A 25,405-nucleotide genomic window follows, 5' to 3' on the forward strand; every position below is an offset into this window, starting at 1 on the left:
ATGCCCTTGAATGAAATCCTGATTCACTATCCGCTGGCCTTTGTCCTTCTCGCAGGCATCACCGGTCTGCTGGTCGGCAGTTTCCTCAATGTGCTGATCTGGCGCCTGCCGAAAATGCTCGAGCGCGAATGGCGTGTGCAGGCCCATGACATTCTCGGGCTGCCTGGCGAAACGCCGGTGCCCACCTACAATCTGCTGCTGCCCCATTCCCAGTGCCCGCACTGCGGTCACCGGATCCGCGCCTGGGAAAACATCCCGCTGCTCAGTTATGTATTTTTGCGCGGCCGCTGTTCAGCCTGTGCGACGGCGATCAGCCCGCGCTACCCGTTGACCGAACTGGCCTGTGGCCTATTGTCCGCGTTTGTCGCCTGGCACTTCGGTTTCGGTTGGCCGGCCTGCCTGCTGCTGGTTCTGAGCTGGGGTTTGCTGGCGATGAGCCTGATCGACGCCGAACATCAGATACTGCCGGACGTGCTGGTACTGCCATTGCTGTGGCTGGGGTTGATCGCCAACAGCTTCGGCTTGTTCGTATCGCTGCACGAGGCGCTGTGGGGGGCGATAGCCGGCTACAGCGTGCTGTGGTCGGTGTTCTGGCTGTTCAAGCTGATCACGGGCAAGGACGGTATGGGTCACGGTGATTTCAAGCTGCTGGCAATGCTGGGCGCCTGGGGTGGCTGGCCTATTTTGCCGTTGACCATCCTGCTGTCCTCGCTGGTAGGTGCCATTATCGGGCTGATCCTGCTGCGCTGGCGCAATGCAAAAACCTCGACGCCGATCCCTTTCGGTCCCTATCTGGCCATTGCCGGCTGGATTGCCTTGCTCTGGGGTGGTCAAATAACCGACCTCTATTGGCAGTTTGTCGGTTTGAAATGAATACCCCTGTGGAAAAACCCTGGATTCTCGGCCTGACCGGCGGCATCGGCAGCGGCAAAAGCGCGGCCGCCCAACACTTCATCGACCTTGGTGTGCACGCGGTCGACGCCGATCACGCTGCCCGTTGGGTGGTGGAGCCGGGGCGTCCGGCACTGGCGCAAATTGCTCAACATTTTGGCCCCGGCGTACTGCAACCCGACGGGCAACTGGACCGCGCCGCGCTGCGCAAGTTGATCTTCGAGGTGCCTGAAGAACGCCTGTGGCTGGAGGCCCTCCTGCATCCGCTGATCGGCGAGGAGATTGCCCACCACCTGGCGCTGGCAAAATCACCCTATGCGATCCTGGTTTCGCCATTGCTGATCGAATCCGGGCAGTACGCCATGACTCAGCGAGTGCTGGTCATTGATGCCCCCGAGCAGCTCCAGATCGAACGCACCTTGCGGCGCGACCAGACCAGCGAGCAACAAGTCCAGGCGATCCTCAAGGCCCAGTCCAGCCGTCAGGATCGCGTGAGCCATGCCGACGACGTCGTGGTCAATGATCGCGACCTTGCCTGGCTGCACAGCGAGGTTGAGCGCCTGCATCACTTTTATCTTACTTTGCGTGGAGGCCAGTCATGAGCCAACCAACAACCGTCGAATGCCCAACCTGTGGCGCCCCCGTGGAATGGACCGCCGAGAGCAAATTCCGGCCCTTCTGCTCCGACCGCTGCAAACTGATCGACCTGGGCGCCTGGGCGTCCGAAGAACACAAGATTCCAGTGGCCCCCGATGCCGAGGACGAATTGTTCAGCGGCGACTTCGATCCGCGCCACTGATCCACCGGGCCGACGATTTCAAGACTTGGGATCGTCGTCCTTCCAGGGGGCCGAGAGGTAGCGGGTGCGGTTGAACGTCTCCAGCCATTCCGGGCAGAACACCACCAGCGCGCTGACGACCATGCCGTTGATGAACGCCTCGGGAAAAATGATCAGCCACAGATAACCGACAAAATCCTCCAGCCAATACGGCATCTCGAAACGCTCATCGAACCACAGCAACCACAGCGCCAGCAGCAGGCACAGCAACGCCGACAGCGCGGCGGCAAAGAATCCGGAAACGAAGATATACACAAAAGGATTTCGTGGCTGTGCACGCTCCACCAGAATCGCGCAGCACTCGGTGACCAGCACCGGCAGCGCTATCAAGAGCGCGCCATTGACCCCGACCGCCGCCAGGTCCTGACGGCCGAGCAGCACCAGCCCCAATTGCGCCACCAGGCCACCCATCAGCGCCAGCGGCCAATCCAGCAACAGGGTGACCGCCGTCATGCCGATAAAGTGATAAGACACGCCGGTATCAAAGTCGCGCCGCACCAGCCACAGCAGAAACAGCGCAAACACCGTCCCGAACAGCAGATGCTGACGACGGCTGTCGGTGAACAGTTCAACCCACGGCGCGCGACAGATCGCCCAGATCAACACCGGCACATAGATCAGCCAGCCGACCGCAAGGGTTTGCGATGACAGCAACTCTGCACCGATCATGGCTACGCACGCCTCCCAGGCGAAGAACAACAGACACTCAGTCTACACCGCCGCTCGTCTGCCCTTCGACTTCAAGCCCAATGCCGCGGATCATTCATCACCGCGTCATGTTCGGCGAACAGTTTCGGTAGCTCAGACTTGAGAAAGTCCACCCAGGTGCGGACCTTGGCATCGAGAAAGCGTCGCGAAGGATACAGCGCATACACATTGCGCTCGCGCAGGCGCCATTCAGGTAACACGCGCAGCAACGTGCCATCCCTCAAGGGCCGCGTCGCGGTATAGAACGGCAGCAGGCTGATGCCCATGCCCGCCTCCGAAGCCTTGACCATCGACTCGGCCACATTGCACTGAAAGGTCTTGGCCGGGCTGACGGCGTGTTCGCCGTGCTGGTCCTGGAACAGCCATTGATCGCTGTACAGCGGGTCGAGCATGCGCAGGCATTGATGATCGCCCAGCGCCAGCGGCTGCTGCGGCACACCCCGGCGGTGCAAGTAAGCCGGGGAGGCACAGGGCACGCTGTAGATCTGCCCGATGGCCTGCGCAACCATTTGCGAATCGGCCAGTTCGGGAGCGATCGAAATCACCACATCGTGCCCCTCCTCCAACAGGTCGGGATTGCGCTGCGACAAGGTCAGCTCGAACACCACATCGGGATAAAGCTCGCTGTAGCGGGCGATCAATGGCGTGAGCAGCACACCGAGGCCGGTCATGCTGTGCACCCGCAGCCGACCCGCAGGATTGATATGGGCGCCACGAGCTTCGGCCGTTGCCTCCTCCGTGGCTTCGACGATTTCCCGGCTGCGCAGCAAGAACCGCTCGCCGGCGTCGGTCAGGCTCAAGCGCCGCGTGGTGCGCTGCAGCAGGCGCGCCTGTACATGTTCCTCCAGATCCGCCACCAATCGGGAGACCTGCGCGGTCGACAGATCCAGTGCATCGGCAGCCCCGGTGAAACTGGCGCAGTCAACCACCCGGATGAACACGCGCAAGTTGTTAAGCAAATCCATAAGCCTCCTTCGAGCGGTGATTGTTACGTTTCATGTAAGGCTGCATCCGCCGTTCGCCCCTTTATCCGCCGGTGGCAAAGACTAAAATTCAGACATCGAAACCGACACGGAACACGCCAACATGAAAACGTTGATCAGCCTGTTGCTGACCGTCATCGCCACCTCGGCCATGGCCACCGACAACGAGCCACTCGCGGTCCTGTACAACCCGGCGCAGCCACTGGACATCGCCAAGGTGGTTTCGGTATCGGACACGGCGACCGCGTGTGGAGTCGTACCGGCCACCATGGAGTATGTCGATCATCAGGGCCAGACCCACCGCGTGACCTATAACGTCATCGGTGACTGCACCAGTAACCTGTGATCAAAGGGCTCACAGCAAGGTCCACGTGTAGCTGAGGATCAAGCGGTTCTCGTCGATATCACTGCGGTAGTTTGAACGCGCCATCGCGTTGCGCACACGGATGCCAAGGCCTTTGAGGCTGCCGCTCTGCAGCACATAGCCGATGTCCAGGTCACGCTCGCGATCCTTGCCTTCGTAGCCCTTGCCGGTATCGACATTGTTGCCGCTGATGTAGCGCACGGTGCTGGTCAGCCCCGGTACGCCGAGCGCTGCGAAGTCGTAGTCGTAGCGCGCCTGCCAGGAACGTTCATCGGTGAAAGCGAACTCATAGGTCGGCACTTCGTTGCCCAGCGGCGATATGTTGGCAAACACCCGTGGGAACGCACTGTCACCGAACATGCCCTGATAACCGACGTAAAACGTATGGCCGCCACGCTTGGCCGACAGCAACGAGAAGAACGCCTGGTTGTCGATGTTGCCCAGCAGTTTCTTGCCGTCCTCGCGCGAATCGTAGTAACCGAGGTTGGCACCGAGGATCCAGTCGCCCACCGGTTCACTGTGCTTCAAACCCAGAAAACGCTGGTTGTAGATATCTTCCAGTTGCCCGTACCAGGCGCTGACCGAGCTGCGCTTGTCGTTGAAGACATAATCAGCGCCGGCAAAATTGAAACCGTCACTGCTGACCTGACGCTGCGGCACGTGCCCCAGCATCGCTTGCATCTTTTCGTCGCCAGCCTCGTTGCGCAGACTGGTTGAACTCAAGTGCCCCCCCTGCAGCGTCAGGCCATTGATCTCGTTGGAGGTGATGCTTGCGCCCTGATAGCTCGGTGGCAACAGGCGAATATCGCTGAAGGCCAACACCGGCAGATTGGGTTGCAGCTCGCCGACTTTCAGCTCGGTTCTGGAGTAGCGCATCTTCAACGCGCCTTCCAGACGACTGTAGTTGTCCGCCGCGCGGCCGTCGTCCTGCACCGGCAGCAACCCGGTATTGGTCCGGTCCGGGGCGCTGTCGAGCTTGAGGCCGAGCAAGCCGATGACGTCCACCCCAAACCCGACGGTGCCCTGGGTGTAACCGGACTTCACGTTGAGGATGAAACCCTGGGCCCACTCTTCCGCCTTCGATTGCTGGTTGGCGCCGACGATGTCGGAATAGTCGCGGCTGAAGTAGTAATTGCGCGCCTGCAACGTCGCGGTGGTGTCTTCGACAAAGCCTTTTTCAGCGGCCATCGTGCCTGTGGATAAACTCGAGACGACAGCCAGGGACAACACCGAACCGGTTGTTGGGAGAATCTGTTTCATCGTTTTTCTCTTATTGTTATTGATCGACTGGTTGAAGGACTTCAGTTGCAGTGGATTTGCGAGGGAGAACGGGACGACGGGCGCTCAACAGCACATGGGTGACCATGCCGAAAATCAGCCCCCAGAATGCCGCGGACAAACCGAACAACGACATGCCCGAAGCCGTGACCAGAAAGGTCACCAGCGCGGCTTCACGATCACTCGGCACCGCCATCGCGCCCGTTAACGCGCCGGCAATGGCGGCGAACAAGGCAAGGCCGGCCAGCGCCGCGATCAACTCTTTGGGGAACGCAGAAAACAGCGAGACCAGCGTGGCGCCGAAGATCCCCAACAGCAGGTAGCACAGACCGCCGACCACCCCGGCTACGTAGCGTTTGCCAGGATCTTCGTGGGATTCGCGACCGGTGCAGATCGCCGCGGTGATCGCCGCCAGATTCAGTCCATGGCACCCGAACGGCGCCAGCAATGCCGTGCCCAGCGCGCTGCTGGCGATGATCGGGCTCGCCGGCGTTGGATATCCACTGGCCCGCAGCACCGCCATACCGGGCACGAACTGACCGGTCAGCGCCACCATCACCAGCGGCAAGGCGATGTTCAGGATCGCGCCCAGGCTGAACTCGGGGGTGATCCACACCGGCGTGGCCAGGCCGATCACCAGCGCTTCACGATGCAAGTCACCGGTGAACGCGGCAATCGAACAGCCCACCAACAGCACCATCATCACTGCATAACGCGGCATTACACGCTTGCAGACCAGGTACGTGGCAAACATCGCCAGCACCAACAGCGGCTTGCGTTGCATCGACACGAACAACCCGGTGCCGAAACTGAACAGGATCCCCGCCAGCATCGCCGCCGCGATGGCTGCAGGCAGTTTGCTGATGATCCGGTCGAAAGCCCCCGAGATGCCGACCACGAAAATGATCAGGCTGCTGACCAGATAAGCCCCCACCGCCTCTGCCATGGAGATGTCCGGCAACAGCGTCACCAGCAACGCCGAGCCCGGCGCCGACCAGGCGATGATCACCGGAACGCGGTAGCGCAGGCTCAAACCGATCCCGAGCACCGCGCTACCGATAGAGATCGCCCAGATCCAGGACGACAACACTTCCCGCGAAAGATGTGCCGCTTCTGCCGCCTGAAAAATGATCACCAACGGGCCGGCGTAGGAAATCACCGTGGCGATGAATCCAGCCACGGCGGCTGACAACGAGAAGTCCTGGAAAAACGCTTTCATGATTCAGGCACCGGTCGCTGACAAAGCCGGGTTGACGCCAGCAGCGCTGCGTCGGCTGCTGATGGCGAACACGGTCATGGCCAGGGCCGCCACCGCGCCGGGCAAGGCAAACGCCATGAAGTTCAGTTGCAGGGGCAGGCTGATCCCGAGCAAGGCACCACCCAGCAGCGGACCGACGATGGCCCCGTTGCGCCCGATGCCCGAGGCCCAGCCCAGGCCGGTCGAACGAATCGTCATGGAGTAGAACTGCGCGGCGCAGGCGTACAAGAGAATCTGCGAGCCAATGGTGGTGGCACCCGCAATCGCGATCAGCAGGTACAACACCGGCATCGGGCTGTTGAAGCCCAACAGGGTGATAGACACCGCCGCCATGGCGAAAAACACCGACAGCACCCGCGGCAGATTGAGTTTGTCGCCCAACACCCCGCCACCGACCGCGCCGAAGATCGCCCCGAAGTTCAACACCAGCAGGAACGACAGGCTCGAACCCAGGCTGTAACCGGCGTTGGCCATCAGTTTCGGCAGCCAGGAGCTCAGCGCGTACACCATCAACAGGCAGCAGAAAAACGCCAGCCACAGCATCAGCGTGCGCAGCGCGCGGCCTTCACGGAACAACTGCAACACCGGGGTGCCCGTGCCTTTCACTTCGGCCATGTGCAATTGATCAGAGGATTGCGCGACGTAGGCCGGATCGATGCGCTGAAGAATGTTGCGCGCCTCTTCATTACGCCCCTGACGCAACATGAAACCCACCGATTCGGGCAGGAAATACATGATCAGCGGCAACAACAGCAACGGCAGGACCGCCACGTAAAACACCGACTGCCAGCCGAAACTCGGGATCAGCACAATGCCCAGTCCGGCGGACAACATGCCGCCCACCGAATAACCACTGAACATGATCGCGACCAGCGTGCTGCGGATTTTTTTCGGCGCGTACTCGTTCATCAGCGCCACGACGTTAGGCATCACGCCGCCAATGCCGAGCCCGGCAATGAAACGACACAGTCCGAACTCCGTGGGGTTGCGGGCGAAACCGTTGAGCACGGTGAAGCCACTGAAGAGCATCACACAGATCGTGATGGCCTTCTTGCGGCCGATTCTGTCCGACAGCGGACCGAAGAACAGCGCGCCGAACATCATGCCGAACAGTGCATAACTGCCCAATGCACCCGCTTGCAGGGGACTGAGCCCCCACTCTTTCATCAGCATCGGCAAAACCACGCCGTAGATCACCAGATCGTAACCGTCGAAGATAATGATCAAGGCGCACCAGAACAGCACCATCCAGTGAAAGCGGTTGAAACGAGCGTTGTCGATGACCTCATGTACGTCGATCTTGCGCATGGCATCTTTCTCTTGTTGTTGTTTTATTAGAGCGGCGGTAACACGGCTTACGTCCGTACAGCCGAGGGTAGAGCCGCCCGATGCGTGGCAATAGCCAGTCAGCGCAGATCACTATCCGTTTTGTGCAGGGCCCTGGAACAGGAGGCTTTGAGCCTCTGCGACAAAATTGTCTTCTTTGCGATCACATTTGAACGCTAAGCTTGGGCCTATGGATGACTCAGATTACTTACGCCTGCTGACCATCGCGGCCGAGCAAGCCAACGCATTCCTGTCCAATGCCCGCAAATGGGAGCGCGAGCGTTGGGTCTGCCAGCGCCTGCTGCAAGGCTTGAACATCCCCTACCGTGCAGATGAGTTCGCCCCCGCCGGGGAGCCGCCGGACGTGCTGTTTCGTGACGCCAGCTTCGAGGTGTTTTTCGTGCTCGACGAGGGCCGGCGCCTCAACGATGAATGGCGTGACGAGCTGCAACGCCGCCGCAGCGCGTTTTCCCTGAGCCAACTGGTGCGCCGCGAAGCCAAGCCACGACGCATCCCGGCCAACGAATTCTTGCTGCGATTGGCGCCGACCTTGCGCAAAAAAGCGCACAACTACAAAGAGCGCGGCATGGACCTGGGTGAGCTGGACATCATTGCCTTCGCCAGCCTCAAACGCGAAGTGCTGGACCTCAACAGCCATTTCCCGCCGCCGACCGAATACCTGCGCCAGGGCTGGCGTTCGCTGTCACTGGTCGGGCCGACCTTCGCCCGCGTGCTGTTCGCCCACCCGGATGCACCGGACTTCCTGCGCAGCAACCTGGGGCGCAGCATTGTTTTTGATGTCGGGATCAGTTTGTGAGCCCGCTGCAGGAGCTGATCGCCGAGGTGCCGCAACAAGGTCGCGTGCGCTGGATCGGTGTGCGCCCGCAATCACGCTCGCAGATGCTTGAACTCGATGCCGTGGAAGCGCGCCTGGAGGCCGGCCTGACCGGCGACCATGCCCGCCCCGGCGTGCGCAACGCGCGACAGGTGACGCTGATTCAGTGGGAGCACCTGGCCGTGATCAGCTCATTGATGGGGCGAGCGCAGGATCAGCCGGTGCGGCCTGAAGATCTGCGGCGCAATCTCGTTATCAGTGGCATCAATCTGTTCAGCCTCAAGGGCCGCCGTTTCCGCATTGGCCAGGCAACGTTCGAAACCACCGGCTGGTGCCAGCCTTGTGCACGCCTGGAAACCAACCTCGGCCCCGGGACCTTTCAGGCCGTGCGCGGCCATGGCGGAATCACCGCCCGGGTGTTACAAAGTGGAATCATTCGCCTGGACGATATCGTCAGCGTCGAACCCATACCGGACAGCGGCTATGCTGCGTTCAACCCCGGGTAAAAACACTGTAGCTTCTACACATCAAGCAACGTCTACCCCTGACGAGGCCCAATATGACCAGCCGCCTGAACCCCGACGACCAGAAGCATGTCGAAGAGTACCTGCATTTATCCCAGCACCAGGTTGAGCGCCGACCTTTCCGGCCGTGGATGCTCCTTGTTCTGGTATTGGCAGTGACCATTGGTCTTGGCCTGCTGAGCCGACTTATCAGTTACCTGACGCTATGAGCTGCCTTGCGCTCGCTTGGGTAACCGTACCGATTTCCTTTAGCCTTGCGAGTTATCCCCATGTCCCATCGTATTGTCATTGTCGGCGGCGGCGCCGGCGGTCTGGAGTTGGCTACCCGTCTGGGTAAGACCCTGGGCAAGCGCGGCACCGCCAGCGTGATGCTGGTCGACGCCAACCTGACCCACATCTGGAAACCGTTGCTGCACGAAGTGGCGGCCGGTTCCCTGAACTCTTCCGAAGATGAACTCAACTATGTCGCCCAAGCCAAATGGAACCACTTCGAGTTCCAGCTGGGGCGCATGAGCGGGCTCGATCGCGCGAAGAAAAAAATCCAGCTGGCCGCCACCTATGATGAAGCCGGTCTGGAACTGGTGCCGGCCCGCGAAGTGCCTTACGACTCGCTGGTGATCTCCGTCGGCAGTACCACCAACGATTTCGGCACCCAGGGCGCGGCGCAGCACTGCCTGTTTCTCGACACCCGCAAACAGGCCGAGCGCTTCCACCAGCAACTGCTCAATCACTATTTGCGCGCGCACGCGGGCCAGTCCGACGCCGTCGAACAAATCAGCGTGGCCATCGTCGGCGCCGGTGCCACCGGGGTCGAACTGGCCGCCGAACTGCACAACGCCGCCCATGAACTGGCAGCCTATGGCCTGGACCGGATCAAACCGGAAAACATGCACATCACTCTGATCGAGGCCGGACCACGCGTCCTGCCGGCGCTGCCGGAGCGGATTGGCGGGCCTGTGCATAAAACCCTGGAAAAACTCGGGGTCAACGTCATGACCAATGCTGCGGTCAGCGAAGTGACGGCCGAAAGCCTGATCACCGCCGACGGCAAAGTGATCAACGCCAGCCTGAAAGTCTGGGCCGCGGGGATTCGCGCACCGGGTTTCCTCAAGGACATCGATGGCCTGGAAACCAACCGCATCAATCAGCTGCAAGTGCTGCCGACCCTGCAAACCACCCGTGACGAGAACATCTTCGCCTTCGGTGACTGCGCCGCCTGCCCGCAACCGGGCAGCGACCGCAACGTGCCGCCACGTGCCCAGGCTGCGCATCAACAGGCATCGTTGCTGGCCAAATCGCTGAAACTGCGCATCGAAGGCAAGGCGCTGCCGGAGTACAAGTACACCGATTACGGCTCGCTGATCTCGCTGTCGCGTTTTTCGGCTGTGGGTAACTTGATGGGCAACCTCACCGGCAGCGTGATGCTCGAAGGCTGGCTGGCGCGGATGTTCTATGTGTCGCTGTACCGTATGCACCAGATGGCGCTGTACGGGCCGTTCCGCACGGCGATGCTGATGCTGGGCAGCAAGATCGGCCGTGGCACCGAGCCACGCCTCAAGCTGCACTAAAGCAAACCATGTGGGAGCTGGCCTGCCAGCGATTGCGGTATGTCAGTCAACAAAGATGTCGACTGGCCCGACGCCATCGCGGGCAAGCCACGCTCCCACAGGTTTCAATGGCGTTCATGCATGTTTTCGCGTTTTTCGCGGACAAAAAAAATCCCCGTATCTTTCGATACGAGGATTTTTAATATGGTCGGGGTAAGGGGATTCGAACTCCTGACATCCTGCTCCCAAAGCAGGCGCGCTACCGGACTGCGCTATACCCCGGTAAAAAAAAGGCACCTTTGAAAGGCGCCTTCTTCGATCAGCGCTTTTGGCCTCTGATCTTAAGATTCGATTCCAGCGCTAACTGGTTTCAAAAATGGTGGGTCGTGTGGGATTCGAACCTACGACCAATTGGTTAAAAGCCAACTGCTCTACCAACTGAGCTAACGACCCAAAAATGGTCGGGGTAAGGGGATTCGAACTCCTGACATCCTGCTCCCAAAGCAGGCGCGCTACCGGACTGCGCTATACCCCGGTTTGAAATTGGCTCCGTGACCAGGACTCGAACCTGGGACCCAATGATTAACAGTCATTTGCTCTACCGACTGAGCTATCACGGAACTACACATTTCAATTTACAACTTTGAAGCTTTACTGCGTTCTCTTCGACCCGTTCGCATCGCTGCGTTCGTGTGTCTGAGGCGCGCTATTCTACAATCTTCAGCACCTCTGTCAACCCCCTAAATTGCTTTCAAGTTAATGATTTGCAACTTATTTTGGATTCCTGCCTGGGAAGCGGAAACCCTGGTGGGTGACTGACTGCGGGGCGCACTTTACAAGCCTTTTCCTTTGAGTTCAACAGCCTAACGAAAAAAAGGCCTCGCGATGCGAGGCCTTTTCGATTTTGCCGCCGTTATGGATCAGACGAAGACGATTTCGTCGTTCTCCACCACGCCATGGGCCGTATCGCCCGGCATGAAGCGTCCGGACAGGATCAACTGCGCCAGCGGGTTCTCGATCCAGCGCTGGATCGCTCGTTTGAGCGGCCGTGCGCCGTATACCGGGTCGTAACCGACCGCGATCAGCTTGTCCATCGCTTCAGGGCTGAGATCAAGCTTCAGCTCCCGCTCGGTCAGGCGGCTGCGCAGACGACCCAGCTGGATCTCGGTAATACCGGCAATCTGATCCCGCGCCAACGGCTCGAAGATCACCACTTCGTCGACCCGGTTGATGAACTCCGGCCGGAAGTGACTGGAAATCGCATCCATCACCGCTGCACGCTGCGCCTCACGGTCACCGACCAACTCCTGGATCTGCACCGACCCCAGGTTGGAGGTCATGACAATCACGGTGTTCTTGAAGTCCACCGTGCGGCCATGGCTGTCGGTCAGTCGGCCGTCCTCGAGCACTTGCAGCAAGATGTTGAACACATCCGGGTGTGCCTTCTCGACTTCGTCCATCAGGATCACCGAGTACGGCTTGCGACGCACGGCCTCGGTCAGGTAACCGCCCTCTTCATAGCCCACGTAGCCTGGTGGCGCACCGATCAATCGAGCCACGGAATGTTTCTCCATGAACTCGGACATGTCGATCCGCACCATCGCCTCTTCGGTATCAAAGAGGAATTCGGCCAACGCCTTGCACAGCTCGGTTTTACCGACACCGGTCGGGCCGAGGAACATGAACGAACCACTCGGCCGGTTAGGGTCGGACAACCCGGCACGGGAACGTCGTACCGCGTTGGAAACCGCGACCACCGCTTCATCCTGGCCAATCACACGCTGGTGCAACAGGCTTTCCATCTTCATCAGTTTTTCACGCTCGCCTTCGAGCATCTTCGACACGGGAATACCGGTCCACTTCGACACGACTTCGGCGATCTCTTCTTCAGTCACCTTGCTGCGCAGCAACTGGTTCTCGCTTTTGCCATGCTGGTCGACCATTTGCAGGCTTCGCTCCAGGTCCGGGATGACCCCGTACTGCAATTCGGCCATGCGGTTCAGGTCGCCTTTACGGCGGGCTGCTTCCAGCTCCTGACGAGACTGTTCGATTTTCTGCTGAATCTGCGCAGAACCCTGGACTTCGGCTTTTTCCGAGTTCCAGATTTCTTCGAGATCGGAGTACTCACGCTCATGACGAGCGATTTCTTCCTGCAATTTTTCCAGACGCTTTTTCGCCGCGTCGTCGCTTTCTTTCTTCAGCGCCTGGGATTCCACCTTCAGCTGAATCAGGCGACGCTCCAGACGGTCGAGCACTTCCGGCTTGGAGTCGATCTCCATGCGGATGCGGCTGGCGGCCTCGTCGATCAAGTCGATGGCCTTGTCCGGCAACTGACGGTCGGTAATGTAGCGATGGCTGAGCTTGGCTGCGGCAATGATCGCACCGTCGGTGATCGCCACCTTGTGGTGAACCTCGTAGCGCTCTTTCAGGCCACGCAGGATGGCGATGGTGTCTTCTTCGCTCGGTTCATCCACCAGTACTTTCTGGAAGCGACGCTCGAGAGCAGCGTCCTTCTCTATATATTGGCGATACTCGTTGAGCGTGGTCGCACCGACGCAATGCAACTCACCACGGGCCAGGGCCGGCTTGAGCATGTTGCCGGCATCCATCGAGCCTTCGCCTTTACCGGCGCCAACCATGGTGTGCAGTTCGTCGATGAACAGAATGATCTGCCCTTCCTGCTTCGACAGCTCATTGAGCAGGGATTTCAGGCGCTCTTCGAACTCACCGCGGTACTTGGCACCGGCGATCAGCGCCCCCATGTCCAGGGACAACAGGCGCTTGCCCTTGAGGCCGTCCGGCACTTCGCCATTGATGATGCGCTGGGCCAGGCCTTCGGCGATGGCGGTTTTACCCACGCCAGGCTCACCGATCAGCACCGGGTTGTTCTTGGTGCGACGCTGCAGCACCTGAATCGTGCGGCGAATTTCGTCGTCACGGCCGATCACCGGATCGAGCTTGCCGTCTTCGGCGCGCTTGGTCAGGTCGACGGTGTATTTATCCAGCGCTTGCCGGGCTTCCTCGTGGTTCGGGTCGTTGACGGCCTCGCCACCACGCAGGTTGTTGATTGCGTTTTCCAGGGCTTTCTTGCTCACGCCCTGGCCGAGCAACAGCTTGCCGAGCTTGCTGTTCTCGTCCATGGCGGCGAGCAGCACCAGCTCACTGGAAATGAACTGATCGCCCTTCTGCTGGGCCAGGCGGTCGGCCTGATTGAGCAGGCGCGCCAGATCCTGCGACATGTTCACGTCGCCGGTGGGGTTCTGGATTTTCGGCAGCTGGTCGAGCTCTTTGGTCAGCTCTTTACGCAGGCTGTTGACGTCGAAGCCTACCTGCATCAGCAGGGGCTTGATCGAACCGCCCTGCTGTTCGAGCAAGGCTTGCATCAAGTGCGCTGGCTCGATGGCCGGATGATCGTGGCCGACAGCCAGGGATTGGGCATCGGACAACGCTAACTGCAATTTGCTGGTTAAACGGTCTATACGCATGGGTCACCTTCCTTTTGAGCAGGCCGGACCTATAAAACATCCTGAATGAAGAAACCTGCCAGATACCGTTATAGATGCGGTCGATTCTGGGAGTTTCAAGCGTCTTGATGTTGATGCAGGTCAGGGAAGCTTAGCGGGCGAGCCAGATCAGGGAGGCGAATCGACCGGTGCGGGACGCACGGCGATAGGAAAAGAAACGAGGATCGGTCACGGTGCAGAAACCGCCACCGTAGACAGCGGTGACTCCGCGAGCCGCCAGACGCAGACGCGCCAGCTTATAGATGTCGGCCATGAACTTGCCGGGGTTTTGACTCGGTACAAAGGCCTCGGCCGCTTGCGGCAACTGCTGCACGAAGGTTTCGCGCACTTCCGGGCCGACTTCAAAGGCTTGCGGGCCGATGGCCGGGCCGAGCCAGACCAGTACCTCGGCAGGTGGCACCGCCAGACTGTCGAGGGTGGCTTCCAGCACACCCGCCGCCAGCCCGCGCCAACCGGCATGGGCCGCCGCGACACGAGTGCCGGCACGGTCGCAAAACAGCGCAGGCAGGCAATCGGCAGTCATCGCCGCGCAGGCGATGCCCGGCGTTGATGTCCAGCTGGCATCAGCTGTATCCACCCGGCCTGGATCGGCATGGGCCACGACAATGCCGTGGACCTGCTGCAGCCAGGCTGGCTGAATGGAAAAGTGATCGGTAAGGCGACGGCGATTTTCGGCGACCGCTTCAGCGCTGTCGTCGACGTGAACGCCGAGGTTGAGGCTGTCGAACGGCGCCAGACTGACGCCGCCCGCACGGGTGGTGACGCAGGCTTTGACCCCGTCCGGCGCGGGCCAGTCAGGAATCAGCCAGTCACTCATCCAATGAACGCCTCACGGTCTTGCTTGAGCAGGGTCAGCAGCCAGACGAAGTCTTCCGGCAACGGCGATTCCCAGCTCATGCGCTGACCGGTCGTCGGATGATCCAGCTCCAGGAAACGCGCATGCAGCGCCTGACGCGGGAAGTTCTTCAGCGACTCGACCATGGTCGGGTTGGCGGCCGGCGGAATACGGAAACGACCGCCGTAGGCAGGATCTCCGACCAACGGGTAGTTGATGTGCGCCATGTGCACGCGAATCTGGTGCGTACGGCCGGTTTCCAGCTTCACCCGCACGTGAGTGTGGGAGCGGAAGCGCTCGAGCACGCGGTAATGGCTGACGGCTTGCTTGCCACCTTCCATCACGGCCATGCGCTGGCGCTGTTGGCCGTGGCGACCGATCGGCGCGTTGATCTTGCCACCGGCTGTCACCACACCGATCACGATGCACTCGTAGATCCGGCTGACGCTGCGGCTCTGCAACTGTGTAACCAGCTGCGTCTGCGCTTGAATGGTCTTGGCCACCACCATCAGACCGGTGGTGTCCTTGTCCAGGCGATGCACGATACCTGCGCGGGGCACATTGATGATGTCCGGCACGTGGTGCAGCAAGGCGTTGAGCAAGGTGCCGTCGGCATGACCGGCAGCCGGGTGCACCACCAGGCCCGCAGGCTTGTTGATCACCAGGATGTCGTCGTCTTCGTAGACGATGTCCAGGGCAATGTCTTGAGCGACCCATTCACCCTGAGCTTCCTGCTCGGCGGTCAACTCAAGGATGGCGCCGCCATGGACGATGTCTCGCGGGCGGATAACCGCCCCATCCACAGTCAGGCGGCCGTCTTTGATCCAGGCGGAAAGGCGCGAGCGCGAGTGCTCAGCGAATAATTGTGCGGCGACTTGATCGAGGCGTTGGCCGCCCAATTCGGACGGCACCTCTGCGCGAAGTTCAATTTTATCGGACATGCTCAGACTAGGCGTCGGCACAGCCTTTGGTTTCGGCTGCGCGCTTGTGGTTAAATACGGCGTCTTTTGCCCCGAGGCTATTCAACGGGGCGCTCATCATAACAGGACGGCCACGCCCAAGACAGCGGCCGTCATAGGGACGCAAGCCGCCATGCAAGTGAAACACCTGCTGCTGATCGCCATCCTCGCATTGACCGCTGCTTGCTCATCGAAGGAAGTCGTAGACGAAAACCTTAGCGAAGTCGAGCTCTACCAAGAGGCTCAAAAGGACCTGGACAACAGTAGCTACACCAGCGCCATCGCCAAGCTGAAGGCTCTGGAGTCGCGTTATCCGTTCGGTCGCTACGCTGATCAAGCGCAACTCGAGCTGATCTACGCCAACTACAAGAACACCGAGCCAGAAGCGGCCAAGTCCGCTGCGGAGCGCTTCATTCGCCTGCACCCACAGCATCCGAACGTCGATTACGCCTACTACCTCAAGGGCCTGACTTCTTTCGACCAGGACGTCGGCCTGCTGGCGCGTTTCCTGCCGCTGGACATGACCAAGCGTGACCCGGGCGCCGCCCGCGACTCCTATAACGAGTTCGCCCAGCTGACCAGCCGCTTCCCGAACAGCCGCTACGCGCCGGACGCCAAGCAGCGCATGATTTATCTGCGCAACCTGCTGGCGGCCTACGAAATTCACGTGGCCGACTACTACCTGACCCGTCAGGCCTATGTCGCCGCGGCGAACCGCGGTCGCTACGTGGTGGAAAACTTCCAGGAAACCCCTTCGGTCGGCGACGGCCTGGCGGTGATGACCGAGGCCTACCAGCGCCTGCACCTGGACGAACTGGCTGCCACCAGCCTGGAAACCCTGAAGCTCAACTACCCGAACCACCCGACGCTGGTCGACGGTCAATTCGTACCAACCGTGGCCGAAGCCGACAACCGTTCGTGGCTGAGCAAGGCGACCCTGGGCCTGATCGAGTCCCGTCCGCCGCTGCCACCGGGTGAAACCCGCGCCAACCAGGACGTACAGAAGCAGTTCCAGGACGCCAAGGACGCGATCCCGAGCGAGCTGAAGCCTAAAGACGGCAACGGTGACGTGATCGAAGAAGAGAATCACGAAGCGGAAGGCAACAACAGCGACCGTTCTTGGTTCAGCTACATGACCTTCGGCGTGTTCGACTGACTGTGCAAAAAGGGAAACTTGTAGGAGCGAGCTTGCTCGCGATGGACGTCAACGTTAACGCGCTTTGTCTGAATAAACGCGTCGTCCTTGAGACCATCGCGAGCAAGCTCGCTCATACATAAGCTATTAGGCTGTGCGCTGGCCATGTCCTTGGCTAAACTAGCTAATCACTAGTCGAAAAGCAGCTCACCATGCTTCGTTTATTGTTCTGGATTGTCCTGATTGCCGCTGCGGTATGGTTCTGGCGCAAATTCAAGGGGCAGACTTCCACCCCCAGGTCCCCTGCCGAACGGGATGCGGCGCCCATGGTCCGTTGCGCCCATTGCGGCGTTCACCTGCCCCGTGACCGCGCGCTGAGCCTCGACCAGCGATGGTATTGCAGCCAGGCTCATCTCGAGCAAGACAAAGGCTCCAGCGACCGCTGACACACCACCAAAATACCGGCAGATTGAGGACTATCGCGCGCGCCCAAGGAACTGAAAGGCGTCGATCGACGTCTGACGCAGATTATTCAAGACTCTTCTCTGCGAATGAACCGGGTAATCGAAAACGTCCTGCACCTGCAGCGTCGCGCGCAAATGTCGCCGCTACGGGTCGTCCTGAAACCACTGGAAATACTCGATAACAAAGCCCCCGCCCTTCATATCAAGGGCCCGGGGCTTTATCTGTCCGCCCAGCCGGGCGAAAGCATTCTGTCCCGCCTAGACTTCAAGGCACGCCAGGAAAGCGGCTGCTTTTGCATGACCTTTGCTCACGGACGGAACCCACGTTGAATACCAGACCACGACAAAAAGTCTTGATCGTCGATGACGAACCAGACATACGCGAACTCCTGGAAATCACCCTGGGAAGGATGAAACTGGAGACGTTCAACGCCCGCAACGTCGGCGAAGCGCAATCCTTGCTGAAGAGCGAAACCTTCGATCTGTGCCTGACCGACATGCAGTTGTCGGACGGCACTGGCCTGGAGTTGGTGCAGCACATCCAGCAACGCCACCCTCAGGTCCAGGTGGCGATGATCACCGCCTATGCCAGCCTCGAAACCGCAATCAATGTGCTCAAGGCCGGGGCATTCGACTTCCTGACCAAACCGGTGGACCTGACGCGCCTGCGTGAACTGGTCACCAGCGCCCTTCTGCTTCCCGCGCGCGGGGCCGGCATCGATCGTCGCTTGCTGGGCGACTCGTTACCCATGCGCAACCTGCGTAAACACATCGGCAAGCTGGCCAGCAGCCATGCGACGGTCTACATCAGCGGAGAATCCGGCAGCGGCAAGGAGCTGGTCGCGCACCTGATCCATGATCAAAGCCCCCGCGCCAATCAACCGTTCATTGCGGTCAACTGCGCGGCAATTCCCTCGGAACTGTTGGAGAGCGAGTTTTTCGGTCATCGCAAAGGCAGTTTCAGTGGCGCAATCGAGGACAAACCCGGCCTGTTCCAGACAGCCCACGGCGGCACCCTGCTGCTCGACGAGGTGGCTGACCTGCCGCTGGCGATGCAAGTCAAACTGCTGCGGGCCATTCAGGAGAAAGCCGTACGCAGCGTCGGCGGGCAGCAGGAAGTCGCGGTGGATGTGCGCATTCTTTGCGCCACGCACAAGGACCTGAGCGCCGAAGTCGCCGCCGGGCGGTTTCGCCATGATCTTTACTACCGCCTGAACGTGATCGAACTACGGGTGCCGCCCCTGCGCGAGCGTCGTGACGACATCGAAATGCTGGCCAGCCACATACTCAAGCGCCTGGCCGCCGATACGGGTCAACCGGCAACGAGACTCCACCCCCAAGCCCTCGATGCGCTGAAAAGCTATCGCTTCCCGGGCAATGTGCGGGAACTGGAAAACATGCTCGAACGGGCGCACACCCTGTGCGAGAACAATCAGGTCGAAGCCGGCGACCTGCGCCTGGCCGAAGGCAGCAGTGGTGCCGAAGCTGGCGTGCCGGACCTGACCCTGATCGACAATCTGGAAGCCTACCTGGAAAATGTCGAACGCCAACTGCTGCTCCAGGCCCTGGAGGAAACCCGCTGGAACCGCACGGCGGCGGCCCAGCGGCTGAACCTGTCATTCAGGTCGATGCGCTACAGGCTCAAGAAGCTGGGACTGGATTGACGACCTCTGAAATCAGATCCGCCCGGCAGGCGCATAAGGCGCCGGATCGATAATCGGTGCCCGGCCCAGCATCACATCGGCAAACAACTGGCATGACGCCGGCGCCAGCACCAGCCCGTTGCGGTAATGCCCGCAATTGAGCCAGAGCCCGTCAAACCCCGGCACCGGGCCGATGTAAGGAATGCCCTCGGGAGATCCCGGACGCAACCCGGCCCAATGCCCCACCACTTCGGCATCGGCCAGTGCCGGGATCAACTCCACCGCGGACGCCTTCAGGCTTTCCAAGGCCGACGCGGTCGGGGTCTTGTCATAGCCTTCATGCTCCAGCGTGCTGCCGATCAGTATGTGCCCGTCGCGCCGGGGAATGGCATAACGGCCTTTGGCCAGGACCATGCTCGGCAGGAAATCCGCCGCACACTTGTAGAGAATCATCTGCCCTTTCACCGGCTCGACCGGCAGCGTCAGATCCAGAAGCTTGAGCAAATCACCGCTCCAGGCGCCTGCCGTCAGGACGATCTGATCGCCCGGGACAGCACCCGTGGCGGTCTGCACGCCGACGATTTTATTGCCGTCACGAACAAACCCGCTGACTTCGCACTGCTCATGGATCGTCACGTTCGGCAGCGCCAGCAATGCGGCCTTGAGTGATTTGACCAGACGCGGATTACGCACGTTGGCGACGTCGGCCATGTAGATCGCCCTGGAAAAACCGCTGCCCAGCACCGGCACGGCGTCGTGGGCTGCCGAAATATCCACCGCGCTCAACGGACGATTTTCCCGGGCGGCCCATGCCAGCGCTTCAGCCTCGTCATCCAGATCCAGCCAGTACAGACCGGTGGTGTGCACTTCGGGATCAACGCCGGTGGCGGCAAACAAGCGCTCGCCCAGCTGTGGATAAAAGTCCTGTGACCAGTGCGCCAACGCGGTGACCGCCGGGCTGTAGCGCCACGGGTAAAGCGGCGAAACGATGCCGCCACCGGCCCAGGACGATTCCTGGCCGACGTTCGAGCGATCCAGCAGCACAACGCTTTGCACTTCGGACGCGAGATTGAAGGCCGTCAGCAAACCAATAACGCCACCGCCGACAATCACCACTTGCTGTTGCCTGGTCATGTTCTGATCCAATCGTTAAATAGACAGAGGGTGCAACAGGCACCCGAAAAAAACTCAGCGCCCCCAGCAGTCTTTGCTGGTCAGGCCGGATTCTGCGTTGACCATGCCCAGGACACCCGTGTTGGTGATGGTCAGATCACCGCACTTGTCAGTGGCCATGCTCGAGTCAGGCTTGCGCACCGCTGTCAGCACAAAGGTCTGGTCGGTCAGGGTCGGTGTGATGCTGTAGTAATCATTGCCGGCGCTGAGGCCCGTCGCATCGGTGTAGACATTTTTCTGCGAATAGAAGCGCTCGAGGATCTGCGCCTGCTCCGAGAGCAGACCGGCTGCCTCTGCGCGACGGCCCTTGTTCAGGTACTCGGTGAAACTCGGGGCAGCAATGGTCATGACAATCCCGATGATCGCAATCACGATCATGATTTCGATCAGGGTAAAACCGCGGTTGGAACTACGCATGCCTCAACTCTCACTTACTGTATTTGTCGCCACATGATGCGACGGCTGCCGCCGGATTTTTCCATCCCCGGACTATCGTCGCCAGCGGAATTGTCGCTGGCGTCCTGTGTTGAATGCTCTCCAACAAAGATCACGCCTTCGGACAGCGAGTCGACGTTGTCGACCACGCCATCTTCGTTGCTGTCGAGCATCTTAACGCTGATCGCCTCGGGCAGCTTCAGGCAGACAGCTTTCAAGCCCTGATTGCCGTGGTAGAACCCGTACCAGTTGCCATTCGCCAGGCAGGTTGGCCGGTTCAGCGCTGGCGAATCCGCTGATGCGGCGGCGTGCGCCGACAGGCCAAGCGCGACCACGATACCCACCAGTGCTGACCACAGTCGCTCAGTACTTCGCATAGATACTCTCCACCACACTGCGCGAGTGACCCGCGATGCCGACTGCCGTCACCCGATACAAGGTCGCCTGGGTATTGATGGGCACATTCACCGCACCCCGGCTGTCGCCGATGTTTTGCACCCCGTAAAAGCCATTGCCCGAGGCAATCCAGGTCACTCCGGAAGAGGCGTTGAAACCGGCAGCGGTAATGCTCGAGGACTCGGAGGGCGGTGCACATTGAATGATGCCGCTGCAAACAGGAAGTGCATAACTGTCCCTTTGCACCGTACTTTCTCCCACCCGCAATGCGGCTTCGGCACTCTGAAATGACTGGTTGCGCAAGGCGACGCTGCCGGCCATTTTTTCCTGCAGGGTGGCACTCTGCATCGATGAAAGACCAATCAGCGTCAACAAGAGCAAGAACACCAGACTGACCAGCAACGCCATGCCGCGCTGGGTGCAATACGTCATGGGAGAGCGATTCATCGGCACCCCCTCATGGCAAGCGATTGCGCAGAGCGGCAACCACGTTGAAGGTTTGATCGCTCACCCGGTGGTTCGGATCGGTGAGGGTCAGGCTCAGGCGAACGCTTCGAATCAGCGCAGGGTCCGGCGGGTTGCTGCTGTAGCGGGACGCCGCCAGATCAGTGGCCGTGCTGGCCAGGCCGAAGCTCACGTCAAACGCCTCCACGTGGTCCACCAGTACCTGTGGATTGGCATCCCCTCCCTTCAGGAGCAGTTGGTTGTTGCTGAAGCTGTAAGTCAGCTGCCGTATCGGAAAGGCCAGTTCCCCTGCCACCGGGGTCCGGCTTTTGCTGTAGGCCGTCGAATGGCTTCGACAATCGGAAAGAACGGTCCAGTCCGGGCTGCTGCCGTTGCCACCCACATCCGTCGTCACCAGAGTCAACTTGCGGCCGCCATTGTCCCAGCGAATCGGCGTTAGCTGACTGGCATGGAAATCGCGCTTCTTACTCGCATCGGTGATCGTTTCCAGGCAACCGAACATCCCGACCATGCGGATTTCCTGAATCATTTTGCTCAACGCAAAACGTGCGTCCTCCTGGATGTTCGCGGCCGCATTCTGGCTGAGATAGGTGTTCTTGGCCGCAATGAAAACCTGTACCACGCCCAGCACCACGATCAGGCTCAGTGCCAGGGCGATCAGCAACTCGACCAGGCCAAAACCTCTGCTGCGGCGACTCACGGGACCGCCACCGGATCGATGGCCGTGCGGCTGGTCAGGACAAAGTTGCGCCGCGAGTCGGCAGCATTCGCAGCCCGTGAGTCGTCCCAGGTAATGGTGATGGTGTACAGCTGCTGATTGACGGTGACACTGCCCGTCGCGGTGGCGCCGAGTGAGCTGACAATGTTGGAATTGAAATCGAACAGGTCCTGATCCCGGGTGACATCCGGATTGCCCGAAGCCGGCGGCGCAATGGTGTAGTCCGCAGCGGCATTGGCGCGAATGCGGTCCAGCATGTCGTAGGCGATAAAGCTGGCCTGACTCGCCATGCGCGCGCTATCCGTATACTTCAGCGCATTGAGCTGAAACGCCGCCGCCCCCAGCAACCCCACTCCCAGAATGACCAACGCCACGAGAACTTCGATCAGCGTCATGCCCTTTTGCGTGCCTTGCATCCCTGCCGTCATCCGCAACTTCCGCCCAATAGAATTCGTCCGTTCAAACACACTGCCAGCGTTCTGCTTTGTGTCCCCCGCCCATAGCTGATCACGACCTCCGAAGACGGTGATGACAATCCGCCCATACTGTTGAAATCGATGGCCGTGACGCCTGAGGTTAGCGTCAGAGTTGCGCCGCTGCTCATCGCCGGAATAACCCGTAATACATTGGCCAAAACGCCAGTACCGTCATAGACCGCCAGCTCTCCACTCCAGGCATCTGCGCCGGCCGTCGGGCGCACGCGCGTGGCATTGCCCCGTTCGATGGCTTCGAGCCGGGCGAAATTGAGCGCTCGTCGCAGGTCACCGATTTCGGTGTCAGCCCTCGTAGTTTGCGTCGAGCGGGTAAACGCCGGGACAGCCAGCGTCAGCAAAACCAGAAGGATCGCGATCGCGACCAGCAACTCGATCAGCGTGAAACCTTTTGTACGATGATCCATCGGGGCCTTCTGTTTCCTTCGGCTATACCTGAATTGCGCGGCACAACATTCGAGCGATGCGGTGCGTTTGCGTTGCCATTTCTCGCGCAGGGATTGCGCGAGCCACAGCACGCCACGGAGGGAGATGTCATGCGGCAACAAGGCTTCAGCCTGATCGAACTGCTCATGGGACTGGCAATTACAGGAATTGTTCTGCAACTGGTCAGTCCGGCGTTCGCAACGCTGATCGAGTCAAACCAGCGGGAGCAAGCGGCACAGGCACTGTTCAGTGGTATTCGCACCGCTCGCACTGAAGCCATCGTGCGCAACCAGGCCGTGGTGATTCACAGCATCAATGGTGACTGGAGCCACGGCTGGCGGATGATTCTGGATATCAGCGGCAAGGGGGAGATGGACAGCGACAATCCACTGCTGGCCGAACGCCAGGGAAACGCACGAGTGTCGATTGTCGGAAACGGCCCGGTCGAAAGCTCAATACGCTTCAGAGGTCAGGGCGAGTCACTGATTGGCGGGACATTACACATTTGCGCAGTTCGCGAACCGGTGAGCCAACATCAAGTGGTGTTGGCACGGACCGGTCGCGTCAGCCTGCGCAGCGACAAGGCCGCGCATCCGTTATGCGAAGCAAGGCAAAAAATCAGGTCAGCGAGCGAACGCGCAGTTCCTTAGGCATCGAGAACGTGATGTTCTCCTCGCGACCAGCCAGCTCATCGGCGCCGGTAGCACCCCAGGCCTGCAACTGCTGGATCACGCCGCGCACCAGGACTTCCGGGGCGGATGCACCAGCGGTGATGCCGATACGCTCGACGCCTTCGAACCAGCTCTTTTGCAGGTCTTCGGCACCGTCGATCAGGTACGCCGGCGTGGACATGCGCTCAGCCAATTCGCGCAAGCGATTGGAGTTGGAGCTGTTCGGGCTGCCGACCACCAGCACCACGTCGCACTCGTCGGCCAGTTGCTTGACCGCGTCCTGACGGTTTTGCGTGGCGTAGCAAATGTCGTCCTTGCGCGGTCCACCGATGGCCGGGAAGCGCGAACGCAGCGCGTCGATAACGCGGCTGGTGTCGTCCATCGACAAGGTGGTCTGGGTTACGAAGGCGAGCTTTTCAGGGTTGTTCACCTGCAACGCCGCGACATCTTTCTCGTCTTCGACCAGGTAGATCGCGCCGCCGTTACGGGCATCGTACTGGCCCATGGTGCCTTCGACTTCCGGGTGACCGGCGTGGCCGATGAGAATGCATTCGCGGCCGTCGCGGCTGTAGCGTGCCACTTCGATGTGGACCTTGGTCACCAGCGGGCACGTGGCGTCGAACACTTTCAGCCCACGACCGGCCGCTTCGCTGCGCACGGCCTGGGAAACGCCGTGGGCACTGAAGATCACGATGACGTCGTCCGGTACCTGATCCAGCTCTTCGACGAAGATCGCACCACGGGAGCGCAGGTCTTCGACAACGAATTTGTTGTGGACCACTTCATGGCGCACGTAGATCGGCGGCCCGAAGACTTCCAGGGCGCGATTGACGATTTCGATCGCACGGTCCACACCGGCGCAGAAGCCACGGGGATTGGCGAGTTTGATTTGCATGCTGTGCCTCGTGTCTTGCGCGCAAGAAATAGCGAAAACAGTAGAAAACAAACTGTGAGAGCGAGCTTGCTCGCGATAGCGGAGGATCAGCCAACATCGATGTTGAATGTCTGGCCCTCATCGCGAGCAAGCTCGCTCCCACAGTGTCCGGTGGCAACAGGAGTCGCCCCGTAGTGCATTAGAGCGGTTTGACGGAAATGATTTCCACGTCAAAGGTCAACGTCTTGCCCGCCAGCGGGTGGTTGAAGTCGATGGTCACTTGCGCGTCATCGAACTCTTTGACCACGCCCGGCAATTCAGTATTGGCCGCATCGTTGAAGATCACCAGCAAGCCAGGCGACAGTTCCATGTCCTGGAACTGTGAACGCGGGATGATCTGCACATTCTGCGGGTTCGGCTGGCCGAAAGCGTTTTCCGGCTCGATGCTCAGTGTACGCTTGTCACCGGCCTTGAAACCAAACAGCGCCGCCTCGAAACCTGGCAACAGGTTGCCGTCACCGACCTTGAAGGTCGCCGGGGCTTTGTCGAAGGTGCTGTCCACCGTATCGCCGTTCTCCAGGCGCAATGCGAAATGCAAGGTGACTTCCGTGTTCTGGCCGATGCGTTGCTCAGCCAATACCTGT

General features: G+C 60.2%; 29 protein-coding genes, 4 tRNA genes and 1 pseudogene. 13 read left to right on the forward strand and 21 right to left on the reverse strand.

All coding sequences use genetic code 11. The features are described 5' to 3' along the window. The 3 genes from EI969_RS01575 to yacG are packed head-to-tail and all read left to right on the forward strand — an operon-like array spanning nucleotide 1 to nucleotide 1,690. Entirely contained in the window at nucleotides 1-873 is an 873-nt protein-coding gene (locus EI969_RS01575) for an A24 family peptidase (protein ID WP_160385641.1), read from the forward strand. Further along, nucleotides 870-1,493, forward strand: a complete 624-nt coding sequence (gene coaE, locus EI969_RS01580) for a dephospho-CoA kinase (RefSeq protein ID WP_160385642.1) — start codon at nucleotides 870-872, stop codon at nucleotides 1,491-1,493. Before EI969_RS01575 ends, coaE begins: the two co-directional genes overlap by 4 nt. Beyond that, nucleotides 1,490-1,690: a DNA gyrase inhibitor YacG gene (gene yacG, locus EI969_RS01585; protein ID WP_008022439.1), complete on the forward strand. Its 201-nt coding sequence runs from the start codon at nucleotides 1,490-1,492 to the stop codon at nucleotides 1,688-1,690. Before coaE ends, yacG begins: the two co-directional genes overlap by 4 nt. Before the next feature lie 18 nt (nucleotides 1,691-1,708). Here yacG and EI969_RS01590 read toward each other — a convergent pair whose 3' ends face one another. Together EI969_RS01590 and EI969_RS01595 are read right to left on the reverse strand one after the other, a co-directional pair. Continuing rightward, a complete protein-coding gene (locus tag EI969_RS01590) occupies nucleotides 1,709-2,398 on the reverse strand; it encodes an energy-coupling factor ABC transporter permease (protein ID WP_160385792.1) in 690 nt (229 codons plus the stop codon). Between the two features lie 71 nt (nucleotides 2,399-2,469). Continuing rightward, a complete protein-coding gene (locus EI969_RS01595) occupies nucleotides 2,470-3,402 on the reverse strand; it encodes a LysR family transcriptional regulator (protein ID WP_160385643.1) in 933 nt (310 codons plus the stop codon). 121 nt (nucleotides 3,403-3,523) lie between these two features. Between EI969_RS01595 and EI969_RS01600 the strand changes: the two genes are divergently transcribed. Continuing rightward, complete coding sequence (locus EI969_RS01600) at nucleotides 3,524-3,766, forward strand: DUF2790 domain-containing protein (RefSeq protein ID WP_160385644.1); 243 nt, start codon at nucleotides 3,524-3,526, stop codon at nucleotides 3,764-3,766. A gap of 9 nt (nucleotides 3,767-3,775) precedes the next feature. Here the strand turns inward: EI969_RS01600 and EI969_RS01605 are convergent, their stop codons facing one another. Genes EI969_RS01605 through EI969_RS01615 form a run of 3 tightly spaced genes read right to left on the reverse strand, consistent with a single transcriptional unit; the run spans nucleotide 3,776 to nucleotide 7,628 of the window. Then, a complete protein-coding gene (locus EI969_RS01605; RefSeq protein ID WP_160385645.1) occupies nucleotides 3,776-5,044 on the reverse strand; it encodes an OprD family porin in 1,269 nt (422 codons plus the stop codon). Nucleotides 5,045-5,060: 16 nt separating this feature from the next. Further along, nucleotides 5,061-6,281: a benzoate/H(+) symporter BenE family transporter gene (locus EI969_RS01610; RefSeq protein WP_160385646.1), complete on the reverse strand. Its 1,221-nt coding sequence runs from the start codon at nucleotides 6,279-6,281 to the stop codon at nucleotides 5,061-5,063. A 3-nt stretch (nucleotides 6,282-6,284) separates the two neighbouring features. After that, on the reverse strand, nucleotides 6,285-7,628 hold the full coding sequence (locus tag EI969_RS01615) for an aromatic acid/H+ symport family MFS transporter (RefSeq protein WP_150754961.1): 1,344 nt from the start codon (nucleotides 7,626-7,628) through the stop codon (nucleotides 6,285-6,287). Between the two features lie 208 nt (nucleotides 7,629-7,836). On the opposite strand from EI969_RS01615, the gene EI969_RS01620 reads away from it, so the two are divergent. From EI969_RS01620 to EI969_RS01635, 4 genes are read left to right on the forward strand one after another with little or no spacing between them, the layout of a single operon-like run. Then, nucleotides 7,837-8,463, forward strand: a complete 627-nt coding sequence (locus EI969_RS01620; protein ID WP_007970534.1) for a DUF1780 domain-containing protein — start codon at nucleotides 7,837-7,839, stop codon at nucleotides 8,461-8,463. Then, nucleotides 8,460-8,987, forward strand: coding sequence for an MOSC domain-containing protein (locus tag EI969_RS01625; protein ID WP_160385647.1), 528 nt, complete (start codon nucleotides 8,460-8,462; stop codon nucleotides 8,985-8,987). Before EI969_RS01620 ends, EI969_RS01625 begins: the two co-directional genes overlap by 4 nt. 53 nt (nucleotides 8,988-9,040) lie before the next feature. Next, nucleotides 9,041-9,214, forward strand: coding sequence for a DUF3094 domain-containing protein (locus EI969_RS01630; protein WP_085718464.1), 174 nt, complete (start codon nucleotides 9,041-9,043; stop codon nucleotides 9,212-9,214). 60 nt (nucleotides 9,215-9,274) lie between these two features. Then, entirely contained in the window at nucleotides 9,275-10,573 is a 1,299-nt protein-coding gene (locus tag EI969_RS01635) for an NAD(P)/FAD-dependent oxidoreductase (RefSeq protein WP_160385648.1), read from the forward strand. A gap of 184 nt (nucleotides 10,574-10,757) precedes the next feature. On the opposite strand, the gene EI969_RS01640 is transcribed toward EI969_RS01635, so the two are convergent. From EI969_RS01640 to rluD, 7 genes are all read right to left on the reverse strand, one after another. After that, a tRNA-Pro gene (locus EI969_RS01640) sits at nucleotides 10,758-10,834 on the reverse strand. A 95-nt stretch (nucleotides 10,835-10,929) separates the two neighbouring features. Next, a tRNA-Lys gene (locus EI969_RS01645) sits at nucleotides 10,930-11,005 on the reverse strand. Nucleotides 11,006-11,010: 5 nt separating this feature from the next. Then, nucleotides 11,011-11,087, reverse strand: a tRNA-Pro gene (locus EI969_RS01650). A gap of 9 nt (nucleotides 11,088-11,096) precedes the next feature. Next, a tRNA-Asn gene (locus tag EI969_RS01655) sits at nucleotides 11,097-11,172 on the reverse strand. A 300-nt stretch (nucleotides 11,173-11,472) separates the two neighbouring features. Continuing rightward, entirely contained in the window at nucleotides 11,473-14,037 is a 2,565-nt protein-coding gene (gene clpB, locus EI969_RS01660; RefSeq protein ID WP_160385649.1) for an ATP-dependent chaperone ClpB, read from the reverse strand. 130 nt (nucleotides 14,038-14,167) lie between these two features. After that, nucleotides 14,168-14,893, reverse strand: a complete 726-nt coding sequence (pgeF, locus tag EI969_RS01665; protein WP_160385650.1) for a peptidoglycan editing factor PgeF — start codon at nucleotides 14,891-14,893, stop codon at nucleotides 14,168-14,170. After that, nucleotides 14,890-15,852 (reverse strand): 23S rRNA pseudouridine(1911/1915/1917) synthase RluD, encoded by a 963-nt coding sequence (gene rluD / locus EI969_RS01670; RefSeq protein WP_008052092.1) that lies wholly within the window; start codon nucleotides 15,850-15,852, stop codon nucleotides 14,890-14,892. The genes pgeF and rluD overlap by 4 nt, the downstream gene beginning before the upstream one ends. A gap of 151 nt (nucleotides 15,853-16,003) precedes the next feature. Here rluD and EI969_RS01675 point away from each other — a divergent pair, with 151 nt between their 5' ends. The 4 genes and pseudogenes from EI969_RS01675 to EI969_RS01685 all read left to right on the forward strand — a co-directional run bounded on the left by EI969_RS01675 (nucleotide 16,004) and on the right by EI969_RS01685 (nucleotide 19,133). Next, complete coding sequence (locus tag EI969_RS01675; protein WP_150716705.1) at nucleotides 16,004-17,026, forward strand: outer membrane protein assembly factor BamD; 1,023 nt, start codon at nucleotides 16,004-16,006, stop codon at nucleotides 17,024-17,026. 191 nt (nucleotides 17,027-17,217) lie between these two features. Beyond that, nucleotides 17,218-17,451, forward strand: a complete 234-nt coding sequence (locus EI969_RS01680) for a PP0621 family protein (RefSeq protein WP_160385651.1) — start codon at nucleotides 17,218-17,220, stop codon at nucleotides 17,449-17,451. A 30-nt stretch (nucleotides 17,452-17,481) separates the two neighbouring features. Then, a pseudogene (locus EI969_RS30395) lies at nucleotides 17,482-17,799 on the forward strand (hypothetical protein); the annotation flags it as partial. After that, nucleotides 17,796-19,133, forward strand: a complete 1,338-nt coding sequence (locus EI969_RS01685; RefSeq protein WP_160385652.1) for a sigma-54 dependent transcriptional regulator — start codon at nucleotides 17,796-17,798, stop codon at nucleotides 19,131-19,133. The pseudogene EI969_RS30395 and the gene EI969_RS01685, both read left to right, overlap by 4 nt. Before the next feature lie 12 nt (nucleotides 19,134-19,145). Here the strand turns inward: EI969_RS01685 and thiO are convergent, their stop codons facing one another. The 7 genes from thiO to EI969_RS01720 are packed head-to-tail and all read right to left on the reverse strand — an operon-like array spanning nucleotide 19,146 to nucleotide 23,197. After that, nucleotides 19,146-20,246: a glycine oxidase ThiO gene (gene thiO, locus EI969_RS01690; RefSeq protein ID WP_160385653.1), complete on the reverse strand. Its 1,101-nt coding sequence runs from the start codon at nucleotides 20,244-20,246 to the stop codon at nucleotides 19,146-19,148. Nucleotides 20,247-20,300: 54 nt separating this feature from the next. After that, on the reverse strand, nucleotides 20,301-20,702 hold the full coding sequence (locus EI969_RS01695) for a type IV pilin protein (RefSeq protein ID WP_150716710.1): 402 nt from the start codon (nucleotides 20,700-20,702) through the stop codon (nucleotides 20,301-20,303). A gap of 14 nt (nucleotides 20,703-20,716) precedes the next feature. Beyond that, a complete protein-coding gene (locus EI969_RS01700; RefSeq protein ID WP_160385654.1) occupies nucleotides 20,717-21,097 on the reverse strand; it encodes a hypothetical protein in 381 nt (126 codons plus the stop codon). Next, nucleotides 21,084-21,563 carry a PilX N-terminal domain-containing pilus assembly protein gene (locus EI969_RS01705; protein WP_110661952.1) on the reverse strand — a complete coding sequence of 160 codons (480 nt, stop codon included), beginning with the start codon at nucleotides 21,561-21,563 and terminating at the stop codon, nucleotides 21,084-21,086. Before EI969_RS01705 ends, EI969_RS01700 begins: the two co-directional genes overlap by 14 nt. Nucleotides 21,564-21,573: 10 nt before the next feature. Beyond that, nucleotides 21,574-22,281, reverse strand: a complete 708-nt coding sequence (locus EI969_RS01710) for a prepilin-type N-terminal cleavage/methylation domain-containing protein (RefSeq protein WP_160385655.1) — start codon at nucleotides 22,279-22,281, stop codon at nucleotides 21,574-21,576. Continuing rightward, on the reverse strand, nucleotides 22,278-22,727 hold the full coding sequence (pilV, locus tag EI969_RS01715; RefSeq protein ID WP_160385656.1) for a type IV pilus modification protein PilV: 450 nt from the start codon (nucleotides 22,725-22,727) through the stop codon (nucleotides 22,278-22,280). The genes EI969_RS01710 and pilV overlap by 4 nt, the downstream gene beginning before the upstream one ends. Continuing rightward, nucleotides 22,724-23,197 (reverse strand): GspH/FimT family pseudopilin, encoded by a 474-nt coding sequence (locus EI969_RS01720; protein ID WP_160385793.1) that lies wholly within the window; start codon nucleotides 23,195-23,197, stop codon nucleotides 22,724-22,726. The genes pilV and EI969_RS01720 overlap by 4 nt, the downstream gene beginning before the upstream one ends. 129 nt (nucleotides 23,198-23,326) lie before the next feature. Between EI969_RS01720 and EI969_RS01725 the strand changes: the two genes are divergently transcribed. Continuing rightward, the gene (locus EI969_RS01725; protein WP_160385657.1) at nucleotides 23,327-23,866 is read left to right on the forward strand and encodes a GspH/FimT family pseudopilin; all 540 of its coding nucleotides are present in this window, start codon (nucleotides 23,327-23,329) and stop codon (nucleotides 23,864-23,866) included. On the opposite strand, the gene ispH is transcribed toward EI969_RS01725, so the two are convergent. Further along, entirely contained in the window at nucleotides 23,835-24,782 is a 948-nt protein-coding gene (ispH, locus tag EI969_RS01730) for a 4-hydroxy-3-methylbut-2-enyl diphosphate reductase (RefSeq protein ID WP_160385658.1), read from the reverse strand. The genes EI969_RS01725 and ispH overlap by 32 nt on opposite strands. A gap of 178 nt (nucleotides 24,783-24,960) precedes the next feature. Continuing rightward, nucleotides 24,961-25,398, reverse strand: a complete 438-nt coding sequence (gene fkpB / locus EI969_RS01735; protein WP_178120517.1) for an FKBP-type peptidyl-prolyl cis-trans isomerase — start codon at nucleotides 25,396-25,398, stop codon at nucleotides 24,961-24,963. Nucleotides 25,399-25,405 lie beyond the last annotated feature (7 nt).

The sequence above is a fragment of the Pseudomonas sp. PB101 genome, assembly GCF_009764265.1.
Classification (GTDB): Bacteria; Pseudomonadota; Gammaproteobacteria; order Pseudomonadales; family Pseudomonadaceae; genus Aquipseudomonas.

What these genes read in the sequence shown, in the direction of transcription:
- EI969_RS01700 (WP_160385654.1), bottom strand. Translation starts at nt 21,097, where the DNA reads ATGCGAAGTACTGAGCGACTGTGGTCAGCACTGGTGGGTATCGTGGTC.
- yacG (WP_008022439.1), top strand. Translation starts at nt 1,490, where the DNA reads ATGAGCCAACCAACAACCGTCGAATGCCCAACCTGTGGCGCCCCCGTG.
- pgeF (WP_160385650.1), bottom strand. Translation starts at nt 14,893, where the DNA reads ATGAGTGACTGGCTGATTCCTGACTGGCCCGCGCCGGACGGGGTCAAA.
- EI969_RS01725 (WP_160385657.1), top strand. Translation starts at nt 23,327, where the DNA reads ATGCGGCAACAAGGCTTCAGCCTGATCGAACTGCTCATGGGACTGGCA.
- thiO (WP_160385653.1), bottom strand. Translation starts at nt 20,246, where the DNA reads ATGACCAGGCAACAGCAAGTGGTGATTGTCGGCGGTGGCGTTATTGGT.
- EI969_RS01680 (WP_160385651.1), top strand. Translation starts at nt 17,218, where the DNA reads ATGCTTCGTTTATTGTTCTGGATTGTCCTGATTGCCGCTGCGGTATGG.
- clpB (WP_160385649.1), bottom strand. Translation starts at nt 14,037, where the DNA reads ATGCGTATAGACCGTTTAACCAGCAAATTGCAGTTAGCGTTGTCCGAT.
- EI969_RS01695 (WP_150716710.1), bottom strand. Translation starts at nt 20,702, where the DNA reads ATGCGTAGTTCCAACCGCGGTTTTACCCTGATCGAAATCATGATCGTG.
- EI969_RS01615 (WP_150754961.1), bottom strand. Translation starts at nt 7,628, where the DNA reads ATGCGCAAGATCGACGTACATGAGGTCATCGACAACGCTCGTTTCAAC.
- EI969_RS01620 (WP_007970534.1), top strand. Translation starts at nt 7,837, where the DNA reads ATGGATGACTCAGATTACTTACGCCTGCTGACCATCGCGGCCGAGCAA.
- EI969_RS01675 (WP_150716705.1), top strand. Translation starts at nt 16,004, where the DNA reads ATGCAAGTGAAACACCTGCTGCTGATCGCCATCCTCGCATTGACCGCT.
- ispH (WP_160385658.1), bottom strand. Translation starts at nt 24,782, where the DNA reads ATGCAAATCAAACTCGCCAATCCCCGTGGCTTCTGCGCCGGTGTGGAC.
- EI969_RS01595 (WP_160385643.1), bottom strand. Translation starts at nt 3,402, where the DNA reads ATGGATTTGCTTAACAACTTGCGCGTGTTCATCCGGGTGGTTGACTGC.
- EI969_RS01575 (WP_160385641.1), top strand. Translation starts at nt 1, where the DNA reads ATGCCCTTGAATGAAATCCTGATTCACTATCCGCTGGCCTTTGTCCTT.
- EI969_RS01600 (WP_160385644.1), top strand. Translation starts at nt 3,524, where the DNA reads ATGAAAACGTTGATCAGCCTGTTGCTGACCGTCATCGCCACCTCGGCC.
- rluD (WP_008052092.1), bottom strand. Translation starts at nt 15,852, where the DNA reads ATGTCCGATAAAATTGAACTTCGCGCAGAGGTGCCGTCCGAATTGGGC.
- coaE (WP_160385642.1), top strand. Translation starts at nt 870, where the DNA reads ATGAATACCCCTGTGGAAAAACCCTGGATTCTCGGCCTGACCGGCGGC.
- EI969_RS01720 (WP_160385793.1), bottom strand. Translation starts at nt 23,197, where the DNA reads ATGGATCATCGTACAAAAGGTTTCACGCTGATCGAGTTGCTGGTCGCG.
- EI969_RS01610 (WP_160385646.1), bottom strand. Translation starts at nt 6,281, where the DNA reads ATGAAAGCGTTTTTCCAGGACTTCTCGTTGTCAGCCGCCGTGGCTGGA.
- EI969_RS01605 (WP_160385645.1), bottom strand. Translation starts at nt 5,044, where the DNA reads ATGAAACAGATTCTCCCAACAACCGGTTCGGTGTTGTCCCTGGCTGTC.
- EI969_RS01590 (WP_160385792.1), bottom strand. Translation starts at nt 2,398, where the DNA reads ATGATCGGTGCAGAGTTGCTGTCATCGCAAACCCTTGCGGTCGGCTGG.
- pilV (WP_160385656.1), bottom strand. Translation starts at nt 22,727, where the DNA reads ATGACGGCAGGGATGCAAGGCACGCAAAAGGGCATGACGCTGATCGAA.
- EI969_RS01705 (WP_110661952.1), bottom strand. Translation starts at nt 21,563, where the DNA reads ATGAATCGCTCTCCCATGACGTATTGCACCCAGCGCGGCATGGCGTTG.
- EI969_RS01635 (WP_160385648.1), top strand. Translation starts at nt 9,275, where the DNA reads ATGTCCCATCGTATTGTCATTGTCGGCGGCGGCGCCGGCGGTCTGGAG.
- EI969_RS01630 (WP_085718464.1), top strand. Translation starts at nt 9,041, where the DNA reads ATGACCAGCCGCCTGAACCCCGACGACCAGAAGCATGTCGAAGAGTAC.